The following is a 25,220-nucleotide window of genomic DNA, read 5'->3' on the forward strand; positions in this document are numbered from 1 at the left end:
CCCCGGGCCCCCCCCCGCCCCCCACGCCCCCGCCCGCCGCGGCCGCGCCCCCCCCGCCCCCCCCCGCCGGGACCGGTGCCTCACCGTGCGGGGTGGTCCCGCTCATGCGCCCGCCGTCTGGGCCGTCGAGGCACCGGACGCGATGCCGAAGGACGGGTCGGGCACCGCCTCGGGGCTGATGAGGGTGGAGGAGCGGCCGTCGGTGCCGACCGGGACGTCGCCGTCGATGGTGACGCGCCGGAGCTTGCGCTCGTGGGTGTCGGAGTCGTCCACGCCGTAGTGCTGGGTGGCGCGGTTGTCCCAGATGGCGACGTCGCCCACCTGCCAGTCCCAGCGGACCGTGTTCTCCGGGCGCTCGATGTGGGACTGGAACAGGTCGACCAGGGCCCGGGAGTCGCTGCCGGTCAGGCCACTGATCCGCTGGACGAAGTTGCCGAGGAGCAGGACCCGCTCACCGGTCTCCGGGTGTACGCGGACCACCGGGTGCTCGGTGAGGAACTTCGTCGAGGTGAACACCTCCCGGTACTTGGCGAGCGCCTCCGGCCGGGCGGTCGGACGAAGGGCGACGTAGTCGTAGTCGTTGGAGTGGACGGCCCGCAGGCTGTCCGCCAGGGCCCGCAGCTGCTCCGGCAACTCGGCGTACGCGGCTGCGGTGTTGGACCACAGGGTGTTGCCGCCGTAGGGAGGGATGACGACGGCGCGCAGGATGGAGAAGGCAGGGTAGGCCGGGACGAACGTGACATCGGTGTGCCACTGGTTGGCCCGGCCGCCGTGGTCGGAGTCGATGCCGAGCGAGTAGCGGCCGTCGGCGGACGGGACGGTCGGGTGGGCGACCGGGGTGCCGAGCAGCCGGCCGAACGCCTCATGGCTGTCCTCGTCCAGATGGTCCTGGCCGCGGAAGAACACGACCTTGTTGGCAAGCAGCGCTTCCCGGACCGCCGCGACGGTCTCCGGGGCGAGATCGCCACCGAGGCGGACCCCGGAGATGACGGCGCCGATGCGGCCTCCGAGCTTCTGGACGGTAATGGCGGGAGCAGGGGCGGTGGTGGTGGCGGTCATGGCAGATTCCCTTCGAGGAGCACGCTCGGCGTCGGCGGCTCATGGGTACCGGTCGACGCTGAGTCGATTAATTTGTGAGCGGAAGTAATAGGGGCGTGTGGCGTCCGCCGACGGACGGGGTGCCGTCCGGGAGCGGAGGTGTGTGTGGAGAGAGGCGTCCGAAGTGCGGTGCGGGGCAGCCTGGTCAGGCGGCGGTACAGCGGCCCGGACACGCGGGCGGCATTGCGGTGCGGCCGGCGCGGGCGGGCCGCGCATCGGTAACGGCCGTCGCGAACATGTTCCGGAGACTCGCAGCGGCGTGCGGCGCACGTCAAGCGGCCGCCCCCGCCCCGCGGGGCGCCGGGCAGTGATTCAATCGGCCCTTGCGCGGGGCCCGCACCACCTCCGGAACGGCACCGCGAAAACACCTCTGAGCTGCGTGTTCTCCTGTCCTGCCGAGGGGCCCGCACAGGCCGTCCCACCGCAGGGCACGAGCCCGGAGACGAATTCATGCCGCCGTAACGTTGCGACCCGCCCCTGTGTCGCAGGACCTGAGGAAGGCCCCCATGACAATTGCTCCCCACGTCTTCCGGGCGACCGGTGACGGCAGGCGCGAGGCCAACGCCGCCACGGTGCTGCGCACCGTGCTCGACCACGGGCCGGTCGCGCGCCGGACGATCGCCGGCCTTTCCGGGCTGAGTCCCGCTGCCGTGTCCCGTCAGTGCACCGACCTGGTAAATCTCGGCCTGGTGCGGGAACTGCCCGAGCTGGTGGCCAGCAGCGGAGTCGGCAGACCTCAGATTCCGGTCGATCTGCACACGGGGGAGAGCGGTGGGCCGGTGGCGGCCGGGGTCCACATCGGTGTACCCGGTTCGACGTTCGGCCTGCTGGACCTGCGCGGACGGCTGCTTGCCCGCCGTGCCCTCCCGCACGACGGCATCGCGCCGGGCGAGTTGTCGCTCCGGATCGCCGAAGGGTTGCGCTCATTTCTCGGCGACGTGGGTCGCGGGCGGCGCCTGCTGGGTGTGGGCGCTGCCCTCGGAGGGTGGGTGGACCCGGTGACGGGGACGGCCGTGCGGCACGACGCGCTCGGCTGGCACCAGCGGCCCCTTGCCGCCGAACTCGCCCGCGGGCTGGGCGGCGTCGAGGTGCGGGTCGACAACCATGCCCGGGCCGTCGCCCAGGCGGAGATCCTCTTCGGCCGGCCCGCAGCACGCCGCAGCCTGGTCCACCTCTTCGTCGGTAACGTGGTGGACGCGGCCCTCGGCATCGCCGGGGTGATCCACCAGGGCCCGGGGTCCGGGGCCGGTGACGTGGCGCATCTGCCCGTTCCCGACTCCACTGCCACCTGTGCCTGCGGACGGTCCGGCTGCCTGGAGGCCACGGCTTCCAACACGGCTCTCGCGCAGACAGCCGTGCGGCGTGGGATCGTGCCCGACCCCGACGCTTTCCTGGTGGTGGACGCCGCGGCGGCCGGCGACCGGCGCGCGGACCGGCTGCTGCGCGAGCGTGCCCGCGCGGTCGGCAGAGCGACAGCCCTGCTGCTCGATGTCCTCAACCCGGATCTGGTCGTGGTCACCGAGCACTCCAGCCTGGTCAATCCGGACTACCTGGAGGAGATCCGGGGAGCGGCAGTGGACCACTCCCACGTGTGCGGGGATCCCGAACGGATCGTCAGTCCGCATGCCGGGACAGCGGTCACCCCTGTCGCGGCGGGCACCATCTCGCTGAACCCGCTGTTCAGAAGCCCGTTGACCGCGTCCCCGCGTTAGCCGCCCGGCAGGGCTCTGAGGAGGATCCGTACCAGGATCCGGACAGGCCGGGTTGACCGTCCGGCGAAGCCGCTGTCATATTGCTCCCGTGAACCCGGACATGCGCCTCATCTCCCGCAGGCACGTCGACCTCTGTCGACAGGCCAGCGCGGTCTGTGCCGTCCACAACTGACCCGGACCGTTTCTTCCGCGGGCCCGTCCCGGGTGTTCGCAGCGCCTCGCTGATACCTCACCGAGGGAACCACGCTCCCGGCCGGAGCCGAATCCCCCGGGGTCCGGCACCGCGTCACGACCTGATCGGCCCCACCTCACCAGGCTTCTCCATGCGCTGTCGGCACTGCTCGCGCACGTTCCCGAAGCACCCCTGAACAGCGTCCTCCTCGGCTCGCTTGCTCTCACGCTCAATTCCTCCCGCAGCGGAACCAATGCACGTGTGCGTCGCGCTGCGCCTTCCCTTCACAGTCCTCCACCGTCACAGGCAGGCTTCGATGACCGAGCTGTACCCCCTCACGTCCCCAGGACCCTCCCGGCGCTCGGCACTGCGTGCAGCAGGAGGCGGCACCCTGCTTCTCGGGCTGGGCCTGGCGGGCTGCCGCTCGGCGGTGTCGGATGCCTCGTCCGCCCCGCAGGGCGCGAGCGCAGCACCCAAGCGCGGCGGTGTGCTCGATGTCGCGGTCAACAGCGACTTCACGCCCGCCCTGCTGTTCTCCCAGAGCGGGCAGTCCCTCCAGCACCGGCTGATCTACAACACCCTGACACGCTACGACGACCGGCTCCGCCCGAAACCGGAGCTCGCCCGCTCCTGGACGTACGCCAGGGACGGGCGCAGCATCACGCTGCGGCTGCGCGACGACGTGACCTTCCACAACGGCCGCGCGTTCACCGCGGACGACGTGATCTTCGCCGTGAAGAACCTGCAGAATCCGGTACGGGCCGCCCAGTTGCGCGCCACGGCGGCGACGGTCACCGGGTTCGAGAAGCGCGGCGACCATGAACTCGTACTCAAGCTGGCACACCCGGTGAACAACCTGTTCGACCTGTTCGAGTTCATGATCATCGCTGATCCGGCGACGGTCGAGGACGCTGTCGCCGGAAGGCGGCTCATCGGAACCGGCCCGTTCAAGCTGACGAAGTGGAGCCCCGGCTCCGGTCTGAGCCTGGCCAGGAACGATTCGTACTGGCAGGCCGGCCGTCCCTACCTCGACGGTGTCGAACTGCGCGTCATACCCCAGGCCGACGCCCTGATCTCGTCGCTGCGCTCCGGCCAGTCCCAGCTCTCCTTCAACGTGCCGGGCAAGAGCCTCGGCGTCGTCAAGAGCGATCCGCATCTCAGCATCAGCGACTACGACACAGGTGGTGGCGCCGTCTACCTCGGGGTCAACACCACCGTCGCGCCGCTGAACGACCGGACCGTGCGCCAGGCGCTCGCCTGGGCCGTCGACCGCGACCGGCTGCTCGCGCAGACCCTCGGCGGCTACGGCCTGGCCTCCGCTTCCCCCTGGCCCAAGTCCTCTCCCGCCTTCACCGAATCACACCGCACCCACTACTCCCACAACCCCGCCAAGGCCCGGCAGCTGCTGAAGTCCGCCGGGCACACCAAGCTCGAACTTCCCCTGCTGCACCTCGCGTTGCCCAGTGAGACCGCGATCGCCGAAGCTCTCCAGTACGACCTCAAGCAGGTCGGCGTCCACGTCACGCTCCAGCCCACCGACCCGGCCACCGGTCAGAAGAAGCTCATCTCCCAGGACATGCCGGCGCTGTGGACCATGGGACACGGCTTCGCCCAGGTCCAGCCCTCCACCCTCGCCGTGAGCGCCTATCCGTTCAACGAGGCGAAGAACACGTCCAAGTACCGGTCCGCCGAGTACACCCAGGTGGTGCGAGAAGCCTGGACCAAGCCCGAGACGCGCCCGGCCGAGGCCAACGCCCAGCACGAGAAGATCTCCTCCATCCTGCTCGACGAGGCGTTCCTCATCGACCTCGTGGTCCGCGGACAGATCCAGGTCGCCGCCGACCGGCTGCACGGCGTCACGCTGAACAAGTTCTCGTATCTCAACCTCGACAACGCCTACCTGGTGTGACGTGCGCAGCTACCTGATCCGACGGCTGCCGTCGGCCCTCCTCGTCCTGCTCGCCGCCTCGTTCCTGATCTTCACCATCCTGCGTCTCGTCCCCGGCGACCCCGCCACCACGCTCGCCGGCCCCGACGCGGACGCGGCGACCGTCGCGGCGATCCGGGACCGGCTCGGCCTCGACGCACCCCTGCTCTCCCAGTACGCCCACTGGATCGGGTCCCTGCTCACGGGCGACCTCGGACCCTCGTACGCGATCGGCGGGCAGACCGCCGACCTGATCGGGGACGGCCTCGGCGCCACCGCCGAACTCACCGTCGCCGCACTCCTGTTGGTCGTCCTCCTCGGTACGGCCTTCGGCGTACTCGGGGCCACTTCCCGCAACCGCTGGATCCGCACCGCGGTCCGGGTGACCACCACGGCCGCCCTGGCCGTGCCCCCCTTCGTCACCGGAGTCCTGCTCGTCCTGCTGTTCGCCGTGATCCTCGGCGTGCTGCCGCCGGGCGGCCGGGTCGCCTTCCTGACCGCACCCGACCTCGCCGCGCAGTACCTGCTGCTGCCCGCGCTCTGCCTGGCCCTGCCCAGCGCCGCGGTTCTCGGCCGCTACCTCAAGGACGGCATCGAACGAGGACTCGCCGAGGACTACATCCGCACCGCGACAGCCGCGGGGGTCGCACCGCGCCGGCTGCTGTGGCGCCACGTTCTGCCGAACGCGCTCCCGCCCGTCGTCACCCTGCTCGGCATGCAGGTGGGGCACCTGCTCGGCGGAGCCGTGCTCGTCGAGGCGATCTTCGCCTGGCCGGGCCTCGGCCAGCTCGCGGAGCAGGGCCTCCAGCGCCGCGACTACCCGGTCGTCCAGGACCTCCTGCTGCTCCTCGTCGCCGTCTTCGTCCTCGTCCAGCTGCTCACGGACCTCGTGTACGCCTGGCTCGACCCCCGGATCAGGTGGGAGTAACGCCCATGACCTCCACGACCGACCTCCTCACCGCCGGGCCGCCCCCGCCCGCCTCCAAGCCGCGCGGCCGCACCCGCCACCCTTACCGCAGCGCCCTGTCCACCGCACGTGCCCGCACCGGCCTCGTCCTCGTCGGCGCGGTCGTCCTCGCCGGGCTGCTCGCGCCGCTCCTCTCCGGACACGGCCCCACCGACCAGAGCGGCCAGAGCCTTGCCGGCCTCGGGACCCCGGGCCACCCCCTGGGCACCGACGACCTGGGCCGCGACCTGCTCAGCCGCGTCCTCCACGGCATCCGGGCCGACCTCGGCATCATCTCGCTCGCCGTACCCCTCGGCGCCGCGCTCGGCTGCCTGTTCGCCCTCGTCGCGGCCGCCCACCCGGTTGCCGACACCGTCGTCCAGCGGATCTTCGACCTCCTTCTCGCGTTCCCCGGCCTGATCCTGGCGCTCGCGGTCACCGCGATCCTGGGGCCCGGCCGCCTCCCGGTCGTCCTCGTCATCGCGCTCGCGGAGATCCCGGCTTTCGGCCGGCTGCTGCGTGGCGGGATCCTCGTCCAGCGGGAGCGGGAGTACGTGACCGCCGCCCGGGTCGGCGGCAGTTCCGGTGGGCGGGTGCTGGTCCGTCACATCCTGCCCAACGCCGCCGACCCGCTCATCGTCCAGATCGCCGTCTCCCTCACCGTCGCCGTGTTCATCGAAGGAGCGATGAGCTTCCTCGGGGTCGGCGTACGACCGCCCGAGCCCACCCTCGGAGCCGTACTGAGCCAGTCCATGCCCTATCTCGCCCAGGCCCCGAACTTCGCCGCGGGCCCTCTGATCACCGTGACCGCGCTCGTCCTCGGACTCTCGCTCATCGCCGAGGCGCTCAACCGGGAGATACGCCGATGACCGCCGAGGAACTGCTGAGGGTCCGCGACCTCGGCGTAGAGTTCACCGCCCCCGACGGGTCGGCGCTCCGTGCCGTCCGCGGCGTCTCGTTCACTGTGAACCGGGGCGAGACACTGGCTGTCGTCGGTGAGTCCGGCTCCGGCAAGTCCACCACCGCGCTCGCCCTGAACCGGATGCTGCCCGGCACCGGCCGCATCACCACCGGCACGGTCCACCTGGACGGCCGGGATCTGACCGCCGCCACCGAGCAGGAACTGCGCGCCGTGCGCGGCGCCCGCATCGGCATGATCTTCCAGGACCCGATGACGGCCCTCAACCCCGTCCTGACGGCCGGCCAGCACATCGAAGAGGTGCTGCGCGCGCACGGCGACCGGGACAAGGCCGCCCGCCGGGCCCGCGCCGTCGAACTCCTGGGCCGGGTGGGCATCCCGGAGCCGCACCGGCGCGCCGACGACCACCCGCACCAGTTCTCCGGCGGCCAGCGACAGCGCGTCCTCATCGCGATGGCCCTCGCCGGTGAACCCGACATCCTGCTCGCCGACGAACCGACGACCGCACTGGACGCCACCGTCCAGGACCAGATCCTCACCCTGCTCGCCGACCTCAACCGTGAGACCGGCACCGCCCTCGTCCTCATCACGCACAACATGGGCGTCGTCGCCCGGGCCTGCGAACGCGTCCTCGTCATGTACGGCGGCACCGTCGTCGAGGACGGATCCACCGCCGAGGTGCTCACCCGCCCCCGCCACCCCTACACCGCGGGGCTCCTCGCAGCCGTACCCCGTCTCTCCACCCCGTCCGGCACCCGGCTCACCGGCATCCCCGGCAGCCCGCCCGACCTCACCCTGCTGGGCGACGGCTGTGCCTTCGCCGACCGCTGCACGCTCGTCGAGGACCGCTGCCGTGCCGCGACACCGCCGCTCATCCGCTCGGCGCACGGCGTGCACGTGGCCTGCCTGCCCGCCGCGGACCGCACCGAACCACTGCCCGCACCCGCCCCGCCCACCCGCATCGACCGCCCCGCCCCCGGAGCAGTGGTCCTGGAGGCCGACGGACTGCGCAAGACGTACAAGCGGCGCGGCGCCCGGCGGCGGACGTCCCCCGCGCTCGACGGCGTGTCCCTGACCCTGGCGGCGGGGGAGACCCTCGGCATCGTCGGCGAGTCGGGCTCCGGCAAGTCCACCCTGGCCCGGGTTCTGGCCCACGCCCACACCTCGGACAGCGGCAGCATCCGGCTGCGCGGCGAAGACGTCACCCGGCCCTCCAGGCGCGCCCTTCACGCGGTGCGCCGCCAGGTGCAGATGGTGTTCCAGGACCCGTACGCCTCCCTCAACCCCCGCATGACGGTCGGTGAGATCGTTGCCGAGCCCCTGATCGCCTTCGGTCTGGGCGACCGGACCGAACGACAGGACCGAGTGGCGGAACTGCTGCGCCGGGCCGGCCTCGACCCGGCCGTGGCCGACCGCCACCCGCGCGCCTTCTCCGGAGGCCAGCGTCAGCGCATCGGCATCGCGCGTGCGCTCGCCCCCGAACCCTCGGTCCTCATCTGCGACGAACCCGTCTCCGCACTCGACGTCTCCGTCCAGGCGCAGATCGTCGGCCTGCTGACCGACCTCCAGCGCGATCTCGGCCTCGCCCTGGTCTTCATCGCCCACGACCTCGCCGTCGTCCGGCAGGTCAGCCACCGCATCGCGGTCATGCACCAGGGCCGGATCGTGGAGACCGGGAGCGCCGACGAGGTGTGCGAGCACCCCCGCGACCCGTACACCCGGGCCCTGCTGGCGGCGGCGCCCGAACCCGTACCCCAGGCCGCCCGTACGGTTCGCCCGCAGAAGACGGGAGCACTCGCGTGACCGCGTGCTGCACGCCGGGCCGCCCCTGTACGGGAGTGCTCCCGCTGCCCTCGGTGCGCCGCACGGCCCCGCCGCCGGCTGTCGGGCACCCGACGATGGCCGAACTGTCCGGAGGGGTCTTCCGGATGGGCGACAGCTTCGGCGAGGGCTACCCCTCCGACCGTGAGGGACCGGTGCGCGAGGTGGCCGTCGCCCCTTTCGCCATCGACACCACAGCGGTCCGTAACGCCGACTGGGCCGTCTTCGCGAACGCCACCGGCTTCCGCACCGACGCCGAACGCCACGGCAGCTCCTACGTCTTCCACCTCCTCGTCCACCCGGCAGCCGGGCGGCACGTCATCGGCCGGGTCCCGGGCGCCCCGTGGTGGCTGGGCGTCGAGGGAGCGTACTGGAACGCACCCGAGGGGCCCGGCTCCGGTACCGGCGACCGGGCGGATCACCCCGTGGTCCACATCTCCCATGACGACGCGCTCGCCTACTGCGACTGGGCAGGGCTGCGGCTGCCCACCGAAGCCGAATGGGAGTACGCGGCCCGCGGGGGCGCCGACGGCGCCCGCTACCCGTGGGGCAACGAACTCACCCCCGGCGGACGCGAGATGTGCAACATCTGGCGTGGTCCGTTCCCGCACCGCTCGGTCCGGCCGGACGGCCGGACCGGCACGGTCCCCGTCACCGCGTACGAGCCCAACGGATACGGCCTCCACAACACCTCGGGCAACGTCTGGGAGTGGTGTGCCGATGCCTACGGGCCCGGTGAGCGCGTCATCCGCGGCGGCTCCTACCTGTGCCATGCCTCGTACTGCAACCGCTACCGCGTCGCCGCCCGCTCGCACAACACCCCCGACTCCTCGACCGGCCACGGCGGCTTCCGATGCGCCCGCGACCTCCCGTGATCCGGCTCCCGGAGGAGCGGCTGCGGGCGAGCGAGGCACCCGCCGGTCAGTACGGCCGGCTCCGTCTCCCCTGCGATCCGGACGAGGCCGGCGGGGCGGCCGGTGCCGTCGCCCGAATGGCGGCGGCCGAACGGCAGGGCTAACGTCGGGGGAGTGAACGACCACGTTCACTGACGGTACGAGCGGCCAGAAATCTCATGACGGGCTCCCACGCGACACCCCGGCAGGCTGCCACAACCCCGGAGAAGGGGCGAGGCAGCGGGATCGCCCTTCTCGTGATCTGCTCCTGTCAGCTGATGGTGGTCCTCGACATCACCATCGTGAACATCGCCCTTCCCCACATCCAGACCTCCCTGGGCTTCTCGACCGAGAATCTCTCCTGGGTGATCAACGCCTACACCCTGACGTTCGGCGGACTGCTCCTGCTCGGCGGCCGGCTGGGTGACATCCTCGGCCGCCGCAGAGTCTTCATGTTCGGGGTCGCCCTCTTCGTCTTCGCCTCCCTGCTCGGCGGTCTCTCCCAGGAATCCTGGCAACTGCTCGCCGCGCGCTCCCTCCAGGGTGTCGGTGGTGCCATCGCCTCACCGACCGCCCTGTCGCTCATCACCACGACCTTCCGCGAAGGGCCGGAACGCAACAGGGCGTTCGGCGTGTTCGCGGCCGTGTCGGCAGGTGGCAGCGCCATCGGACTGCTGGCGGGCGGAGTGCTGGTGGAGTGGCTGGACTGGCGGTGGATCTTCTTCGTCAACATCCCCATCGGCCTGCTGATCGTGCTCGCCACCCCTCGCTACATCCGGGAGTCCGAACGCCATCCCGGCCACTTCGACCTCCTCGGCGCGCTCACGGCGACGCTGGGCATGGTGTCCCTGGTCTACGGCTTCATCCGGGCCTCCGAAGAGGGGTGGAGCGACACCCTCACCCTGGCGGCGTTCGCCGTGGCAGTGGTGCTGCTCGCCCTGTTCATCGCGATCGAGGGCCGGTCCCGTCAGCCCATCACGCCCCTGTGGATGTTCCGCGACCGCAACCGCGCCGGCACGTACGGAATGATGCTGAGCCTTGCCGCCGCGATGTTCGGCATGTTCTTCTTCCTGACGCTGTTCGTGCAGAACATCCTGAACTTCAGCCCCCTGAAGGCGGGTCTCGCCTTCCTGCCGGTCAGCGCCATCATCGCGGTCGGCGCCGGGATCGCCTCCCAGCTGCTGCCCAGGTGGGGGCCCAAGCCCTTCATGGTGACGGGCGCGCTCCTGGCGGCCGCCGGTCTGGGCTGGCTGACGCAGACCGACGTCCACAGTTCGTACCTGGGCAGCCTCCTGGGCCCGGTGCTGGTGTTCGGCCTCGGCATGGGCCTGCAGTTCGTTTCGCTGACGCTGATGGCCGTTTCAGGAGTGCAGCCGAAGGAGGCCGGTGCGGCCTCCGGCATCCTCAACACCACGCAACAGGTGGGCGGATCGCTCGGCCTCTCCATCCTCGTCACGGTCTTCGGAACGGCCAGCCGCAACGAGGCCACCGACCAGGTACCGAAATTCCTGGCGGACGCGACACCGGCCCAGTTGGCGGAGTTCCGCAGGACCGGCCAGCTGCCGGGTCAGTGGGGCGACCAGGTTCTGGCGTCCGGTGTCTCCAACGCGTTCATCGTTGCCGCGGTCTTCGCCGTCGTCGCCGCACTGATCGCCCTGTTCGTCATCCAGGTGCGCCCCTCGGACCTGGAGCGTCTGCGCGGCGACGGCGCGATGCCGGGTGCCGGGACGACGGACGGCGGGCCGGCGGAGGAGAGGACCGTGGCCGGTGCGCCGGAGCCGGATCCGGCCGCGCGCCCACCGAGCGGTGACGCCGGCGAAGGCCCTCGTCCGGAGCAGTGACGCTCGCGAGGCCCTCGTCCGGAGCGGTGACGCCGGCGAAGGCCCCCCACCCCGAGCGGTGACGCCCGCGAAGCCCCCGCCCGGAGCGGTGACCTGCCAAGGCCCCCTGTCCGGTGCGGTGACCCGGCTACGCCTGCGGCGGTGCCCCGGTCTCCCGCACCGTCCTGCCCTCCTCGCGGGCCAGTCGGCTCGGCCACCACACCCGCGGTCCGATGTCGAGGAACAGCGAGGTGACCAGCACCGACCGCACGACGAAGGTGTCCAGCAGCACGCCCAGGGCGACCGCGAATCCGATCTCCGCGAAGACCACGACCGGCAGGGTGCCGAGTGCCGCGAACGTACCGGCGAGCACCAGGCCGGCCGACGTGATCACCGCGCCGGTGGCGGCGAGACCCGCGACCACACCCGCCCGGGTGCCCTGGAGCGCCGCCTCCTCGCGGATCCTCGTCGACAGGAAGATGTTGTAGTCGATGCCGAGTGCCACCAGGAACACGAAGACGAAGAGCGGGAAGTCCGTCGACTCGCCCGCGTAGTCGAAGACGTGACGGAAAGCCAGCGCGCTGATGCCCAGTGCGGCGGCGAAGGACAGCACCACGGTCGCGACCAGCACCAGGGGTGCCACCACCGCCCGCAGCAGCAGCCCCAGGATGATCAGCACCACCAGGAGCACCAGCGGAATGATCAGCAGGTTGTCGTGCCTCGTCGCGGTGTCCATGTCGAGCAGGGCGGCCGTGCTGCCGCCCACCTGGGCATCCGCACCCGGCACCGCGTGCACCGCGTCGCGGACCCGCTCCACCGTCTCCTTGGCCTCGTCGCTGTCCCCCGGGTCGGTCATGGTCGCCTCGAGGATGACCTGCCCGTTCGCCTCCGGCCGGGCACCGGGCGGCGTACCGACCGAACCGGGCACCACGCCCGGGGTGGTGGCCACGGCGGCCCGTACAGCGGGGGCGCGGTCGGCCGCTGCGACGATCACCAGGGGATCGCCGCTGCCCCCGGGGAAGTACCGGTCCTGGACCTCCTGGCCGGTGATCGAATCCGGCTTGCCGGTGAACGAGTCGGCGTTGCTGAGGCCGGAGGCCTCCAGTTGCGTCAGCCCCAGGGAGAGGCCGGCCAGCACCACCGCGGTGACGATCCAGATCGTGCGCGGCCTGCGGGCCTGCCGCTGACCCGTCCGTGCCCAGAATCCGCGCTCGGTCGGCTCTTCGGAGCCGAAGTGCGGGACGACCGGCCAGAAGACCCAGCGGCCGAAGATCACCAGCAGGGCGGGCAGAAGCGTGAGCATGGAGATCAGGGCGACGGCCACCCCGATCGCGGCCACGGGCCCGAGCCCCCGGGTCGAGTTCATCTCCGCGACCAGTAGCACCAGCATGCCGAGCACCACCGTGCCGCTGCTGGCCAGCACCGCGGGACCGGCCCGGTGAAGCGCCCGGGCCATCGCCTCGTGCCGGTCCTCGTGCCGTCGGAGCTCCTCCCGGTAGCGGGCCACGAGCAGCAGGGCGTAGTCCGTGCCGGCGCCGAAGACGAGCACCGTGAGGATGCCCGCGCTCTGCCCGTTCACGGTCAGGCCCGCGTGCGCGGCGAGCAGGTAGATCACCGCCTGCGCGCTGAAGAGCGCGGCCACGACCGCGATCACGGGCAGCAACAGCAGGGTGGGGCTGCGATAGGTGATCAGCAGCATCACGACCACCACCGCCAGTGCGGCGAACAGCAGGGTGGAGTCGATGCCGGAGAACGCCTCCGCGGAGTCGGCCGTGACGCCGCCGGGGCCGGTGACGTGCACGGCGAGACCGCCGCCGCTCGTGCCCACGGCCTCCCGGATGTCGTCGACCGCGGGGCCGATCTGTTCCCAGCCCTCCTCGCCCATCGTGATGGGCACGAAGACCTGAGCGGCCCGGGGCGCGACCTTCCTGTCGTAGACGGGGCCCCGGGTCTCCGTGCCCCGCACGCCGTGTGCGTCCAGCGCGCGCAACTGCCCGGTGTCCTCGACGATCCGGGAGCGGTCCGCCTCGGTCAGCCCGGCGTCACGGGCGTACACCACGATGGCGGTGATGATCTCGGGCCTGAAGTCCTTCGAGCTCTCCAGGACCTGAGTGGACTCGGCGCTGCTCGGCAGCCAGGACGTGGCGTCGTTGTCCTGGGCGTCGGTGAGCTTCTGGGCGAGTGGCGCCGCGACCACGAAGACGATCAGCCACAACGCCACGATCAGCCATTTGGTGCGCCGTCCGCAGACGAGGGCGGCCACGCCCGGCGGTCGGCGCTGCTGTACGTCCGGCATGCCACTCCCCGTACTCCGTCATGAGCGGTGACGTCGTCGTCGAGAGGGAGGGCGGCCGCCGGGGCCGCCCGCACAGCGCCGATGCCGCGACGTCACCCGTTCCCAGGTTCCGTGCCGGTGACAGTAGGCGGCATGTCGCGGGGTGCCCCCGCGACATGCCGCCGGGCCGTTGCCGGGCCCCGGTTGGGCTACCTCGGCCCGGCCCTGACGAGGGGCCCCGCGCGGATCGATCACGGGCGTCGCCGACGCGCGTGCCGGTTCCCCACGAGCCCGGACCGGCCCCGACGGGAGGCCCTACCCCTTGACCGTGAACCCCGCCCGCAGCAGCACGGCGTCGCGCGACGAGGGGCCGACCAGGAGCTCGAAGGCACCTGGCTCGACGATGCGCCTGCCCTCGGCGTCCACGAGGCTGCACTCGGCGACCGGCAGTTCGATGACGACGTCGCGCGACTCGCCGGGGGCCAGCGGCACCTGACGGTAGGCCTTGAGCTCCTTCTCCGCCCAGGTGACGGAGGTCACCGAATCGCTGACATACGCCTGCACGGTCTCCAGCACGGGCCGCTCACCGGTGTTGCGGACGGTGACGCGCGCCCGCAGCGTGTCACCCGCTCCGAGGACGTCGGTGAGTACTTCCAGATCCGTGTACGTGACCGTCGTGTAGCTGAGTCCCTCGCCGAAGACGAACGCCGGACGCTGCGTCAGATCGGCGTAGCGGCTGCCGTGCTGGCCGCGCACCTGGTTGTAGTACGTCGGCTGCTGCCCCGCATGACGTGCGAAGGAGATGGGCAGGCGCCCGGACGGTTCGATCAGGCCGAGCGCGAGTTCGGCGACCGCACGGCCGCCGAGCATGCCCGGGTTGAAGGCGTGCACGATCGCCGCAGCGCGGTGGGCGGACGGCGGCAGGACGAGCGGCTTGGAACTGATGACGACCACCACGAGCGGTTTGCCCGTCGCGGCGAGCGCGTCGAGCAGCGCGACCTGGCCGCCGATCAGTTCCAGCGTCGCCGTGGAGCGGCCCTCGCCGACGAGTTCGATGCGGTCACCCACGACCGCGACGACGTAGTCGGCAGCCTCTGCCGCGGTGACCGCCTCGGAGATCATGGCCTCGGACGGCTCCGCCGGTACGACGATCTCCGGCCGCGGCTGCCCGTCGGGGAAGAACGCGCCCTCGGGGTCCGGGCCCACGGTCAGGATGTCGGCTCCCCGGGCGTGCGTGACGGTCCAGCCGTCCGGCACATGCTCGCGGAACCCGTCCAGCACGGTACGGATCATGGCGCGCGGCTGCCCGTCCGGCAGCCAGTCCGCCTGGCCGGACGAGCCCGCCCAGTCGCCGAGCTGGGTCTGCGGGTCATCGGCGTTGGGCCCGATGACGGCGACCGTGCGCGGCGCCGATCCGGGGCTCGCGACCGCGCGGCCGTCGGAACCGGTCCCTAGACCGCCGGCCAGGGGCAGCGTGCCGTCGTTGGTCAGCAGCACCAGTGAGCGGCGCGCCGCTTCGAGATTCAGCGCGGCGTGGTCCGCGCTGCCGATCACCGCGGTCTGGCGCTCGCGGTCGGGGTGGCGCGGATTCTCGAAGAGGCCCAGCTCGAACTTGAGGGTGAGGATGCGCCGGACCGCCTCGTCGATCTCCGCCTCGTCGAGCGTGCCGTCGGCGACCGCCTCCTGCGCGCCTTCGAAGAAGGCCGGCGTCGTCATCACCATGTCGTTGCCCGCGCGGACCGCGGCGGCGGCCGCCTGCGCGTGGGTGGCGTACACCCGCTGCTCCCAGACCATGCGGCCGACGTTGTCCCAGTCGGTCACCAGCGTGCCGGTGTAGCCCCACTCGCCGCGCAGCACCTCGTTCAGCAGCCAGTTGTTGACCGTGATCGGCACCCCGTCCATCGACTGGTAGCCGAGCATGAACGTCCGGCAGCCCTCGCGGGCGACCCGCTCGAACGGCGGCAGGAACCACGAGCGCAGCTTGCGCCGGGAGATGTCCGCCTCGCTGGCGTCCCGGCCCCCCTGCGTCTCGGAATAGCCCGCGAAGTGCTTGGCGCACGCGAGGACCGCCGTGGGGTCGTCCAGTCCGTCGCCCTGGTATCCGCGCACCATCGCCGAGGCGAACTCGCCGATGAGGAAGGGGTCCTCCCCGAACGTCTCGCTCACGCGGCCCCAGCGCAGGTCCCGGGTGATGCACAGGACCGGGGAGAACGTCCAGTGGACGCCGGTCGCGGCCACCTCGACAGCCGTGGCCCGGGCGATCCGCTCCACGAGCTCCGGGTCCCAGCTCGCCGCCATGCCGAGCTGGGTGGGGTAGATCGTGGCACCCTCCCAGAACGAGTGCCCGTGGATGCAGTCCTCCGCCACGAGGAGGGGGATCCGGAGCCGGGTCCGCTCGGTGAGTGCCGCGGCCTCCAGGACCCGGTCGGGGGAGGCGTGGAGGATCGATCCCGCGTGCATCTCCTCGATGAGATGCCGCACCCCGTCCTTCGCGTTCAGTTGAAGCATCTGGCCGGCCTTCTCCGGCAGCGTCATCCGGCCGATCAGGTCGGCGACGCGCTCGGCGACGGGCCGTGCGGGGTCGAGATAGGGCAAGGAGGAGCCCACGGGAGTTCCTTTCACAACGTCGGTGACGTTCTCGGGACCACCGTACGCTGAATCCCGACCGGGTGGTAAGTATGTCAGTGTGCGACCGTACGCAGGAGTGGCATCCGACTTGAGCGGGGAGAGTGGCGAGTGACGGGTGAGGCGCGTCGGGGCTACGCGAAGGGGCGTGCCAAGCGCGTGGAGATCCTGGACCAGGCCATGGCCATGTTCGGCGAGGCCGGATACCGGGGCGCCTCGCTGCGCGTGATCGCGACCCGCTGCGGCATCTCGCACCCGGGTCTGCTGCACCATTTCCCCACGAAGGGGTCGCTGCTGCTCGCGGTCCTCGAACACCGCGACGAGGTGGACGGCCAGTGGCTCTCCGTCGGGGGTCCCACGGGTGTCGACCGTCTGCGCCGGATGGTCGACCTTGCCGCGCTGAACGCCGAACGGCGAGGAATCGTCGAGCTGTTCTCCGTACTCGCCGCCGAGGCCACCTCCGCCGGCCACCCCGCTCACGCCTACTTCGTCGAGCGGTACCGGGACTCGGTCAGGACCACGGCCGTCTCCTACACGGAAGCCCGCGACGCGGGTGCCCTCCGGGAGGGAATCGACCCCGACGAGGCGGCGCAGCAACTGATCGCACTCATGGACGGACTCCAGACGCAGTGGCTTCTCAGCGGCTGCGCGACGGACATGGCGGGCGTGCTGCGGGCCCATGTGCAGGCGCAGTTGACCGTACGGCTCTGAGCGGCGACCTCGCGCGCGCCGTGCCGGTGCCGAGGTGACCGCCGACGCGGAATGTATTGCTCCGGTTGAGTGGGGCGTGTCGGATGGCGTCGGACCCCTTTACGGCCTTGTCATGCGCCGGTAACTTCCGTGCTGCAAGAGATTGCAGCAACATTCCGACTGGAGTTTCAGCCGGAACGCACCGCCATCGCTCGGACCTTGAGGCGCGTCAGGGTTTCCGGCGGGACGGCGCAGGTCCCCGACTCCTGCGTCCTGGACGCCCCGGCTTCGCCGTCGCCGTGGCCCTTCCCTGGAGACACCGATGAAACGCACCCCTCACCGGCTGCCGAGACGCCCCTTGGCAGCAGCCACGGCCGCGGCCGCAGTGCTCGGTCTGTTCACCGCGCTGCCCGACGCCCCTGACCTCGACGCGCAGCCGGTCGCGGCGTCCGAGACGTCCACCACCGTCTTCTACTACACCAAGACGAAGAACTGGACTGCGTACAACCTGCATTACGCGCCGGACGGTGGTTCCTGGACCACGGTGCCCGGCGTGGCGATGGAAGCCGCCTGCGCCGACTGGGTCAAGAAGACCGTGCCGCTCGGGTCCGCGCAGGGACTGAAGGCGACCTTCAACAACGGCTCGGGTGTCTGGGACAACAACGCCGGCAAGAACTACGAACTGGGCAGCGGGAACATCACCGTCAAGGACGGGGTCGTGGCCCACAGCGACCCGTGCGCGGGAACGGGGCCTGACCCGAGCCCGAGCCCCACCGGCTCGGGCGCCAACTCCGCCTCGGTGTACTACTCGACGGCGACCGTCGGCTGGACCACCACCAATCTGCACTATCAGCCCGCAGGCGGTTCCTGGACCGCGGTGCCCGGCGTCGGCATGGAGCCCGCCTGCACCGGCTGGGTGAAGAAGACCGTCGACCTCGGCTCCGCCACGTCGATGCAGGCCGTGTTCAACAACGGCAACGGGGTCTGGGACAACAACAACGGCGGCAACTACACGATCGCCGCCGGCGTCAGCACCGTGAAGGACCGCGCGGTCGTCAAGGACGCCAAGGACCCGTGCGTCGCGGAACCGCCGGACACCGAGGCGCCGACGGCGCCCACCCAGGTGACCGCCAAGGCCGACGGGGTGGCCGTCGTCCTCACCTGGGAACCCTCCTCCGACAACAAGAAGGTGACCAAGTACCAGGTCACCCGGACCGGCGGCACCAAGGGCAGCGTCGTCACGGACGTGAGTTCGACGGTGCTGTCCGAGTCGAACCTGGAGGAGAAGACCGCCTACTCGTACACCGTCAAGGCGGTCGACGCGGCGGGCAACACCTCCGCAGCCTCAGCGGCCGCCAAGGCCACCACGGGGGCCAAGCCGCCGACTGCGGCCCAGGGCAAGCCGCTGGGCACCGACCCGCGCAAGGACCCGATCTACTTCGTCCTGACCGCCCGCTTCAACGACGGGGACGCGAGCAACAACCGGGGCGGCAGCCAGGACGTGAAGTCCGGCAACGCCGCCAACAACGACCCCATGTTCCGGGGCGACTTCAAGGGCCTGGTCAACAAGCTCGACTACATCAAGGGGCTCGGCTTCTCGGCCATCTGGATCACCCCGGTCGTCCTGAACCGGTCCGACTACGACTACCACGGCTATCACGGCTACGACTTCTACAAGGTCGACCCCCGCCTGGAGTCGGCCGGAGCCTCGTACCAGGACCTGATCAACGCGGCCCACGCCAAGGGCGTCAAGATCTACCAGGACGTCGTCTACAACCACTCCTCGCGGTGGGGAGCCAAGGGCCTGTTCACCCCGACCGTGTACGGCGTCCGGGACAGCCAGTGGAGCTGGTACTACGACGAGAAGAACGAAGGCTTCGAGTACGACGGACTCACCGTCGACCCCAAGAGCGGCAAGTCGTACTACAACGGCGACCTGTGGTCCACGGCCGAGCCCGCGGGCAACACCTGTCTCAACTGGGGCAAGCCGACCGGAGCCACCTCGCCCGAGGGCTACAAGATCTACAACTGCCAGTGGCCCAACCCGACCTCCGGGATGTTCCCCAAGGCGTACTACCACAACTGCTGGCTGGGCAACTGGGAGGGCGAGGACTCCCGCTCGTGCTGGCTGCACGAAGACCTCGCAGACTTCAACACCGAGTCAGCACCGGTCCAGAACTACCTGATCGGCGCGTACAACAAGTACATCGACATGGGCGTCGACGGCTTCCGCATCGACACCGCCGTCCATATCCCGCGCACGACCTGGAACCGCCGCTTCCTGCCCGCGATCCAGGAGCGCGTCACCCAGCAGTTCGGTGCCGAGGCCGCGAGGAACTTCCTGGTCTTCGGCGAGGTCGGCGCGTTCGTCAACGACAAGTGGAACCGCGGCTCGGTGAACCACTCCGCGCAGTTCTTCACCTGGAAGGAGCGCAAGGAGTACGACGCCGACGACGCCAAGGCCGCGCTGGAGATGTACGACTACGAGCAGCAGCTCGGCACCGGGGCACAGCCGACCTCGGACAACGCGTTCCTGAGCGGCAACACCTACCACGCGCCGGACCACAGCAAGTTCTCCGGCATGAACATCATCGACATGCGCATGCACATGAACTTCGGTGATGCCACGAACGCCTACAACAACGGCAAGGACTCCGACGACTCGACGAACGACGCCACCTACAACGTCGTCTACGTCGACAGCCACGACTACGGCCCCAACAAGAGCAGTGAGCGTTACACGGGCGGCACCGACGCCTGGGCCGAGAACATGTCCCTGATGTGGACCTTCCGCGGTATCCCCACGCTCTACTACGGATCGGAGATCGAGTTCCAGGCCGGCAAGAAGATCGACTGCGGGCCCAGCTGCCCGCTGGCGACCACCGGCCGTGCCTACTACGGCGACCACCTCGCGGGAAACGTCACATCCTCGGAGTTCTCCAAGGTCGACTCCGCAACCGGTGAGGTCGCCAACACGCTGACCAAGCCGCTGGTCAAGCACGTCCAACGGCTCAACGAGATCCGCAGGGCCGTGCCCGCCCTCCAGATGGGCCAGTACTCCACCGAGGGCATCACCGGCCAGATGGCGTACAAGCGCCGCTACACCAGCGGCACGACGGACAGCTTCGCACTCGTCACCGTCACGGGCGGGGCCTCGTACACCGGGATCCCCAACGGGACGTACAAGGACGCCGTCACCGGCGACACCCGGGTGGTCACCGACGGGAAGCTGACCGTCGCCGCCCCGGGCAAGGGCAACATGCGCGTCTACGTGCTGAACGGCCCGGGCATGATCGGCACCGCGGGTCCCTACCTGAAGTAGGTGGGCGGCTGCGGAGCCCCTCCCGCAGAGCAAGCGCCCCGGCGGGCCGGCAGATCCGGCTCGTCGGGGCGCGTCCGCGTGCGAGGAAGGGCTACGAGCCGCCGCTGTCCGCCGCCAGCAGGGCCTCCCGGCCGATCATGGCGGTGGAGCCCGGTGCCGTGCAGGCATAGGCACCCGCGACCGCGCCCAGACGGGCGGACCCGAACGCGTCCCGCCCCTCCAGCCTGCCGTACAGGAAACCGGTGACGAACGCGTCGCCCGCACCGTTGCTGTCCACCACCGGTGCGGGGGGCACGGTCGCCGGGACGTGGCGCGGCTCCGGGCCGCCGTCGCGGGTGAGGACGTAGGAGCCCTCCGCACCCGCCGTGGCCACCACGGTCGTGGCGCGGCCCGCACGCAGGATTTCCCGCATCAGCGCGGGCGTACGGTCTCCCGTTTCAGCCGCGCTGAAGAACACGAGATCGGACCGGAGGGCGAACTCCCGCTGGTGGTCGGCGACTCCGTCCCAGTCGTGCAGATCGGTCGAGACCGGAATGCCGAGCGCCTCGATGTCGTCGTAGAGGAAGCGCGTGAAGTTCATGATGGACACATGGACGTGGCGGGCGCGCCGCAGCCGGGGCAGATAGAAGTCCGGGGGCATCCGCAGGTCCTCCGGATCGCGGGCGTCGTAGAACGACATCCGCCGGCCGGTCGCGTCCACCAGGTTCACCGCGCGGCGGGTGCCCGCCGCCGAGACCATCGGATGGAACTCCACATCGCCCTTGGCCAGCCGCTCACGTACCTGCGCACCGGTCCAGTCGTCGCCGATGCAGTCGAGCAACGCGACGTCCAGCCCCAGCGCACGGGCACCGAGGGCCACATTGCCCCCGGTGTGACCGGGCCACTCCTCGATCGGGCCGACCATCACCGAGTCGGCGAGCGGGACCGGCAGCGCGTCGACGCGGACGATGGTGTCCACCCCGCTGCCGCCGACCACCAAGACGTCGTACCGCGTTAGTTGTTGGACCACTGTGCCGCCTCTCCGTACCCGCCGTGATCAGTATGGCCGAGGCCCCGCCGGGATGTCTGTCCCTCTCCCACGCCGGAGGGCGGGCGATGCGTTGCCCTCTTCGGGCAGCCCGCGGAAATTCGCCGAGGTGCTGCGCAGGACCCTGTGAGACGAACGGTCCTCAGCTGGGACGGGCCGGGACGGACGGCCGTTCTCTGCGCGCGTCCGAAAGGCGCGCTGGATATGCTCGATCAGGGGCCGACGACCTGAGACAGGGAGGCACCCATGCTGCCGCTGCCCGAACCACGCGACTTCCCGCCGCGCATCGCCACCGGCGCGTTCATCCTCAATTCCGGCCTGGGCAAGCTCAAGGCGGACGAAGCCACTCAGCAGGGCCTGCACGGCATGGCCTGCACGGCCTACCCTTTCCTCAATAAGATCGAGCCCGACCGGTTCACCCGGCTGCTCGCCTGGTCCGAGATCGCGGTCGGCAGCAGCCTTCTGGTGCCCTTCGTCCCGACCAGGCTGGCCGGGCTGGCCCTCACCGGATTCTCCGGCGGGCTGGTCGGCCTGTATCTGCGGGTGCCCGGGATGCGTGAGCCCGGCAGCGTGCGCCCGAGTCAGGACGGTGTGCCGCTGGCCAAGGACTCCTGGATGTTCGGCATCGGGCTGGGCTTCCTCCTCGCGGGCGCGCGCCGGGCGGGCGCGGCATCGCACCGGTGCCGTCGGCACCGCGGGTGCACACGCTGACGAGGTGGGACCCGTGCCCCGGACGCCGGGGCACCCGGACGCAGGGGCGGTGGCACGGTCGCGTGCCACCGCCCCTGCGTCGTCAGCGCACGCGGGCCATCAGCAGGGCCACGTCATCGAGGTTCTGAGGCGCCCGCAGCTCGCGCAGCAGTCGGTCGCACGACTCGTCCAACGACGGATCCGGCCGGCGCAACAGCTCCAGCAGGGTGGCCAGCCGGCTGTCGATGTCGTCGTCACGGGTCTCCACCAGCCCGTCCGTGTACAGCACGAGCCGGTCGCCGGGCCCGAACGGGACGGTGACGTCGCTGAACGGCACACCGCCCACACCGAGCGGCGCCCCGGGCGGCAGACCGAGCAGGCGCGGCGCGCCGCCCCTCGGGATCAGCACCGGCGGCAGATGGCCCGCGGTGCTGACCCGGCACCGCCCGGCGTCCGGGTCGAAGACGGCGTACACGCAGGTGGCGAACGACGGGTCCAGGTCGGCGGTGATCTCGTCGAGGTGCCCGAGCACCTCGGCGGGCTGGAGGCCGAGCCTGGACAGGGTCTGGGTGGCGGTACGCAGCCGTCCCATGGTGGTGGCCGCGTTGATCCCGCTGCCCATCACATCGCCCACCACCAGCGCGGTCCGCCCGTGCCGCAGCCCGATGACGTCGAACCAGTCCCCGCCGACCTCGTACCGGGAAGCGGCCGGCTGGTAGCGGGACGCCACCTCCAGCCCCACGGGATCGTGGTGGTCACGCGGCAGCATGCTGCGCTGGAGGGTGAGCGCGGTCTCCCTCTGCTGCCGGTACAACCGCGCGTTGTCGATGCTGACCGCCGCACGGGCGGCCAGCTCGCACGCCGTCACCTCGTCGTCCTCGGTGAACGGCAGCGGATTGTCCGTACGGATGAGGTCGATCGCGCCCAGGACCTCACCCCGCGCGATCAGTGGAACCGCCAGGTAGGAGTGCGCACCTGCCTGGGCGAGCAGCGCGGCGGACCGGCTGTCACGGGCTATGCGCGCGAGTATCCCCGCGTCGAGGTACGGCTCCCGTACCGGTCGGCCGGTACGCACACAGCGGGTGATCAGGCGGTCGGCACCGTACTGGGCGGCGTGGCCCGGCGGATCCGCGGCCTCCACCACGGGATTCGGCCGCGCCGCGACGATGGCAAGGGCCTGGATGAGGAGCGGCCCCTCCGTCAGGCCGGGGCGCCCCTTCAGGACGCTGTCCAGGACATCGACCGCGGCGACGTCGGCGAGCTCGGGCACGGTGACCTCCGCCAGCTCCCGGGCCGTCTGCTCCAGATCCAGCGTGGTCCCGATCCGTACCGACGCGTCGGCGATCAGTGCCAGGCGGTGCCGGGCGCGCTCCACCTCGGCGGCCGCCCGGAAACGGTCGGTCACATCGATCAACGACAGGGCGATGCCGAGCACCCGGCCTCCGGAGTCGTCCAGCCGGTACAGCGACACGCTCCAGGCGCGGTCGGTGCCGGGATCGGCCGGCGTGCGCCCCACCACCTCGTGCGACACCTGCGGAACACCACTCCTGAGGACGTCGCGCATCGCCGCCTCGATGGTGTCGGTGTCCAGGAACGGCAGAGCCTCTCCCACCCGGCGGCCCAGGTGCCCGCCGGCGCTGAGCCCGTCCATCCGCTCCAGCGCGCGATTGGCGGCCAGATAACGCAGGTCGCCGTCCAGGACCGCCAGGCCGATCGGTGACTGGTCGACCAGGCGCACGGACAGCGCGAGGTCCCGTTCGACCTCGCGCAGCGTTGCCCCGTCGGCGGCCAGCCCGAGGGCGTAGAAGTCGCCACGGTCGTCCTGAAGCCTCATGTTGCGGAACTCGAGCAGCCGGGAGGTTCCGTCCTTGTGCCGCACGGGGAAGACACCCGCCCATGCCTCGCCGCTGCTCATCACCCCGGTGAACAGCCTCAGCACCAGCTCAAAGTGTTCCTCGTCCACGAGGACCTGTGCGGCGAAGCGCCCCAGCGCCTCTCCGGGCGCGTAGCCGAGCAGCTGCTCCGCCTGCGGACTCCACAGCACGATGCGTCCCTCGGTGTCGAGCACCATCGCCCCCACGCCGAGGACGTCGAGCAGGCCCCCCTCCGGGGAGCGGTGCACACCCTCCCGGCGCGCATCGCCCCAACCGGTCCGCATGTCATCAGCGCCGCCCACAGATGATCCTTCCCATGCAGTCCTCGCGCCCGGACGCAGGTCCGCTGTCTCCCATGGTCGCCCCGGATCCCCCACCCGCGCAGCTCCGACTGCTGCGGATCGTGCGCCGCAGGGGGTTTCGGAAGCCCGAAGACGGTCACCCGCAGCGTACGGAGCCGAACGGACGAAAACGACCGTCAGGAGAGTGAGAACCCATGGAGAACTGGCGCATGCTCGCGGCCTGCCGCGACGCGGACCCGGATCTGTTCTTCCCCATCGGCAGCACCGGTCCCGCCCTGGTCCAGACCGAGGAGGCGAAGATGGTGTGCCAGGGCTGTCCCGTACGGCAGGAGTGCCTGCGGTGGGCCCTGGAGAACGGCCAGGACGCCGGGGTGTGGGGTGGTCTGGACGAGACCGAACGGCGCGCGCTGAAGCGCCGCTCGCGCAGGCAGGCGAAGAGCCCCGGCTAGCGAGGAGGGCACCGTCACACCGGTGCCCGACGCCCTCGCTGGTATTTCTCCCGCAGGCGGGTACACGATGAAGCATGGACACCACGGCTTGGATCGTCATCGGCGCGGCTGTCGTGCTGCTCACCGTGGGTGTCGCCGGCGTTCTCCTGGTACGGGTTCTGCGTGCCAGGAAACTGCTGGCCGACGCCGGGATCCCCCTGCGGGACAAGGCCCTGTTCTGGGCCGCGGTGATCTACACGGTGTCGCCCGTCGACCTGTTGCCGGACCCCATCTACCTCGACGACATCGGCTTCCTGCTGGTGGCACTGCGTTCCCTGCACAGCGCCGCACGGGCGGCCGGAGTGGGCAGGCATGCGGAGCGTCCGGTGGAGGCCCCGAGCCTCGTGCGGCAGGGACGCCCGTAGCGCCGACGTGACCTCGGGTGGGGAGCGACGTCCCCATTCCGGGCGTCCGCGCCGCGTGTCGGCAGCCGCAACCGCCGAGCTCGTGGCCAGCTGTGCGCGTACACGTCACTCTGCTGGGAGAGCGCTCTTTCAGGGCGTACGCCGGTTTCACGCCCGGCGATGGCATCCCGCCCCGTGATTAGCGGCACGATGCGCAAGCTCACGCAACGGGGCACCGGTAAGGGCTGCTTCCTCCGGGAGGGCGGTATCCACGG

General features: G+C 71.0%; 18 protein-coding genes. 13 read left to right on the plus strand and 5 right to left on the minus strand.

All coding sequences use genetic code 11. The annotated features are described in order from the left end of the window. Positions 1–102: 102 nt before the first annotated feature. Positions 103–1,059: a TauD/TfdA family dioxygenase gene (locus ABZ434_RS28920; protein ID WP_359142720.1), complete on the minus strand. Its 957-nt coding sequence runs from the start codon at positions 1,057–1,059 to the stop codon at positions 103–105. Positions 1,060–1,604: 545 nt separating this feature from the next. Between ABZ434_RS28920 and ABZ434_RS28925 the strand changes: the two genes are divergently transcribed. From ABZ434_RS28925 to ABZ434_RS28960, 8 genes are all read left to right on the plus strand, one after another. Next, positions 1,605–2,810 (plus strand): ROK family protein, encoded by a 1,206-nt coding sequence (locus ABZ434_RS28925; protein WP_359142722.1) that lies wholly within the window; start codon positions 1,605–1,607, stop codon positions 2,808–2,810. 100 nt (positions 2,811–2,910) lie between these two features. Beyond that, positions 2,911–2,982, plus strand: coding sequence for a putative leader peptide (locus tag ABZ434_RS28930; RefSeq protein ID WP_359142836.1), 72 nt, complete (start codon positions 2,911–2,913; stop codon positions 2,980–2,982). Positions 2,983–3,298: 316 nt separating this feature from the next. Further along, positions 3,299–4,891 carry an ABC transporter substrate-binding protein gene (locus ABZ434_RS28935; protein ID WP_359142724.1) on the plus strand — a complete coding sequence of 531 codons (1,593 nt, stop codon included), beginning with the start codon at positions 3,299–3,301 and terminating at the stop codon, positions 4,889–4,891. 1 nt (position 4,892) lies between these two features. After that, positions 4,893–5,837, plus strand: coding sequence for an ABC transporter permease (locus ABZ434_RS28940; RefSeq protein WP_359142726.1), 945 nt, complete (start codon positions 4,893–4,895; stop codon positions 5,835–5,837). Positions 5,838–5,842: 5 nt separating this feature from the next. Beyond that, positions 5,843–6,724, plus strand: coding sequence for an ABC transporter permease (locus tag ABZ434_RS28945; RefSeq protein WP_359142728.1), 882 nt, complete (start codon positions 5,843–5,845; stop codon positions 6,722–6,724). Next, positions 6,721–8,577 carry an ABC transporter ATP-binding protein gene (locus ABZ434_RS28950; RefSeq protein WP_359142730.1) on the plus strand — a complete coding sequence of 619 codons (1,857 nt, stop codon included), beginning with the start codon at positions 6,721–6,723 and terminating at the stop codon, positions 8,575–8,577. The genes ABZ434_RS28945 and ABZ434_RS28950 overlap by 4 nt, the downstream gene beginning before the upstream one ends. A gap of 95 nt (positions 8,578–8,672) precedes the next feature. Further along, a complete protein-coding gene (locus ABZ434_RS28955; protein ID WP_359142732.1) occupies positions 8,673–9,470 on the plus strand; it encodes a formylglycine-generating enzyme family protein in 798 nt (265 codons plus the stop codon). Between the two features lie 197 nt (positions 9,471–9,667). Further along, on the plus strand, positions 9,668–11,329 hold the full coding sequence (locus tag ABZ434_RS28960; protein WP_359142734.1) for an MFS transporter: 1,662 nt from the start codon (positions 9,668–9,670) through the stop codon (positions 11,327–11,329). Between the two features lie 127 nt (positions 11,330–11,456). On the opposite strand, the gene ABZ434_RS28965 is transcribed toward ABZ434_RS28960, so the two are convergent. Beyond that, positions 11,457–13,604 carry an MMPL family transporter gene (locus ABZ434_RS28965; RefSeq protein ID WP_359142736.1) on the minus strand — a complete coding sequence of 716 codons (2,148 nt, stop codon included), beginning with the start codon at positions 13,602–13,604 and terminating at the stop codon, positions 11,457–11,459. Between the two features lie 294 nt (positions 13,605–13,898). Continuing rightward, on the minus strand, positions 13,899–16,190 hold the full coding sequence (locus ABZ434_RS28970) for a glycoside hydrolase family 3 N-terminal domain-containing protein (protein ID WP_359142738.1): 2,292 nt from the start codon (positions 16,188–16,190) through the stop codon (positions 13,899–13,901). Positions 16,191–16,319: 129 nt separating this feature from the next. On the opposite strand from ABZ434_RS28970, the gene ABZ434_RS28975 reads away from it, so the two are divergent. After that, a complete protein-coding gene (locus ABZ434_RS28975) occupies positions 16,320–16,919 on the plus strand; it encodes a TetR/AcrR family transcriptional regulator (RefSeq protein WP_359142740.1) in 600 nt (199 codons plus the stop codon). Positions 16,920–17,220: 301 nt separating this feature from the next. Next, complete coding sequence (locus ABZ434_RS28980; protein ID WP_359142742.1) at positions 17,221–20,220, plus strand: carbohydrate binding domain-containing protein; 3,000 nt, start codon at positions 17,221–17,223, stop codon at positions 20,218–20,220. A gap of 91 nt (positions 20,221–20,311) precedes the next feature. On the opposite strand, the gene ABZ434_RS28985 is transcribed toward ABZ434_RS28980, so the two are convergent. Beyond that, the gene (locus tag ABZ434_RS28985; RefSeq protein ID WP_359142744.1) at positions 20,312–21,229 is read right to left on the minus strand and encodes a carbohydrate kinase family protein; all 918 of its coding nucleotides are present in this window, start codon (positions 21,227–21,229) and stop codon (positions 20,312–20,314) included. A 264-nt stretch (positions 21,230–21,493) separates the two neighbouring features. Between ABZ434_RS28985 and ABZ434_RS28990 the strand changes: the two genes are divergently transcribed. Further along, positions 21,494–21,958, plus strand: coding sequence for a hypothetical protein (locus ABZ434_RS28990; RefSeq protein ID WP_359142746.1), 465 nt, complete (start codon positions 21,494–21,496; stop codon positions 21,956–21,958). A gap of 82 nt (positions 21,959–22,040) precedes the next feature. On the opposite strand, the gene ABZ434_RS28995 is transcribed toward ABZ434_RS28990, so the two are convergent. Further along, a complete protein-coding gene (locus ABZ434_RS28995) occupies positions 22,041–24,095 on the minus strand; it encodes a SpoIIE family protein phosphatase (RefSeq protein ID WP_359142838.1) in 2,055 nt (684 codons plus the stop codon). A gap of 212 nt (positions 24,096–24,307) precedes the next feature. Between ABZ434_RS28995 and ABZ434_RS29000 the strand changes: the two genes are divergently transcribed. Further along, positions 24,308–24,562, plus strand: a complete 255-nt coding sequence (locus ABZ434_RS29000) for a WhiB family transcriptional regulator (protein WP_359142748.1) — start codon at positions 24,308–24,310, stop codon at positions 24,560–24,562. Between the two features lie 74 nt (positions 24,563–24,636). Continuing rightward, a complete protein-coding gene (locus tag ABZ434_RS29005) occupies positions 24,637–24,966 on the plus strand; it encodes a YkvA family protein (protein WP_359142750.1) in 330 nt (109 codons plus the stop codon). The last annotated feature ends 254 nt before the right edge of the window (positions 24,967–25,220 follow it).

This window comes from Streptomyces sp. NPDC005761, assembly GCF_040630635.1.
Taxonomy (GTDB): domain Bacteria; phylum Actinomycetota; class Actinomycetes; order Streptomycetales; family Streptomycetaceae; genus Streptomyces.

What these genes read in the sequence shown, in the direction of transcription:
- ABZ434_RS28925 (WP_359142722.1), top strand. Translation starts at nt 1,605, where the DNA reads ATGACAATTGCTCCCCACGTCTTCCGGGCGACCGGTGACGGCAGGCGC.
- ABZ434_RS28960 (WP_359142734.1), top strand. Translation starts at nt 9,668, where the DNA reads ATGACGGGCTCCCACGCGACACCCCGGCAGGCTGCCACAACCCCGGAG.
- ABZ434_RS28995 (WP_359142838.1), bottom strand. Translation starts at nt 24,095, where the DNA reads ATGCGGACCGGTTGGGGCGATGCGCGCCGGGAGGGTGTGCACCGCTCC.
- ABZ434_RS28935 (WP_359142724.1), top strand. Translation starts at nt 3,299, where the DNA reads ATGACCGAGCTGTACCCCCTCACGTCCCCAGGACCCTCCCGGCGCTCG.
- ABZ434_RS28955 (WP_359142732.1), top strand. Translation starts at nt 8,673, where the DNA reads ATGGCCGAACTGTCCGGAGGGGTCTTCCGGATGGGCGACAGCTTCGGC.
- ABZ434_RS29000 (WP_359142748.1), top strand. Translation starts at nt 24,308, where the DNA reads ATGGAGAACTGGCGCATGCTCGCGGCCTGCCGCGACGCGGACCCGGAT.
- ABZ434_RS28980 (WP_359142742.1), top strand. Translation starts at nt 17,221, where the DNA reads ATGAAACGCACCCCTCACCGGCTGCCGAGACGCCCCTTGGCAGCAGCC.
- ABZ434_RS28990 (WP_359142746.1), top strand. Translation starts at nt 21,494, where the DNA reads ATGCTGCCGCTGCCCGAACCACGCGACTTCCCGCCGCGCATCGCCACC.
- ABZ434_RS29005 (WP_359142750.1), top strand. Translation starts at nt 24,637, where the DNA reads ATGGACACCACGGCTTGGATCGTCATCGGCGCGGCTGTCGTGCTGCTC.
- ABZ434_RS28965 (WP_359142736.1), bottom strand. Translation starts at nt 13,604, where the DNA reads ATGCCGGACGTACAGCAGCGCCGACCGCCGGGCGTGGCCGCCCTCGTC.
- ABZ434_RS28945 (WP_359142728.1), top strand. Translation starts at nt 5,843, where the DNA reads ATGACCTCCACGACCGACCTCCTCACCGCCGGGCCGCCCCCGCCCGCC.
- ABZ434_RS28920 (WP_359142720.1), bottom strand. Translation starts at nt 1,059, where the DNA reads ATGACCGCCACCACCACCGCCCCTGCTCCCGCCATTACCGTCCAGAAG.
- ABZ434_RS28950 (WP_359142730.1), top strand. Translation starts at nt 6,721, where the DNA reads ATGACCGCCGAGGAACTGCTGAGGGTCCGCGACCTCGGCGTAGAGTTC.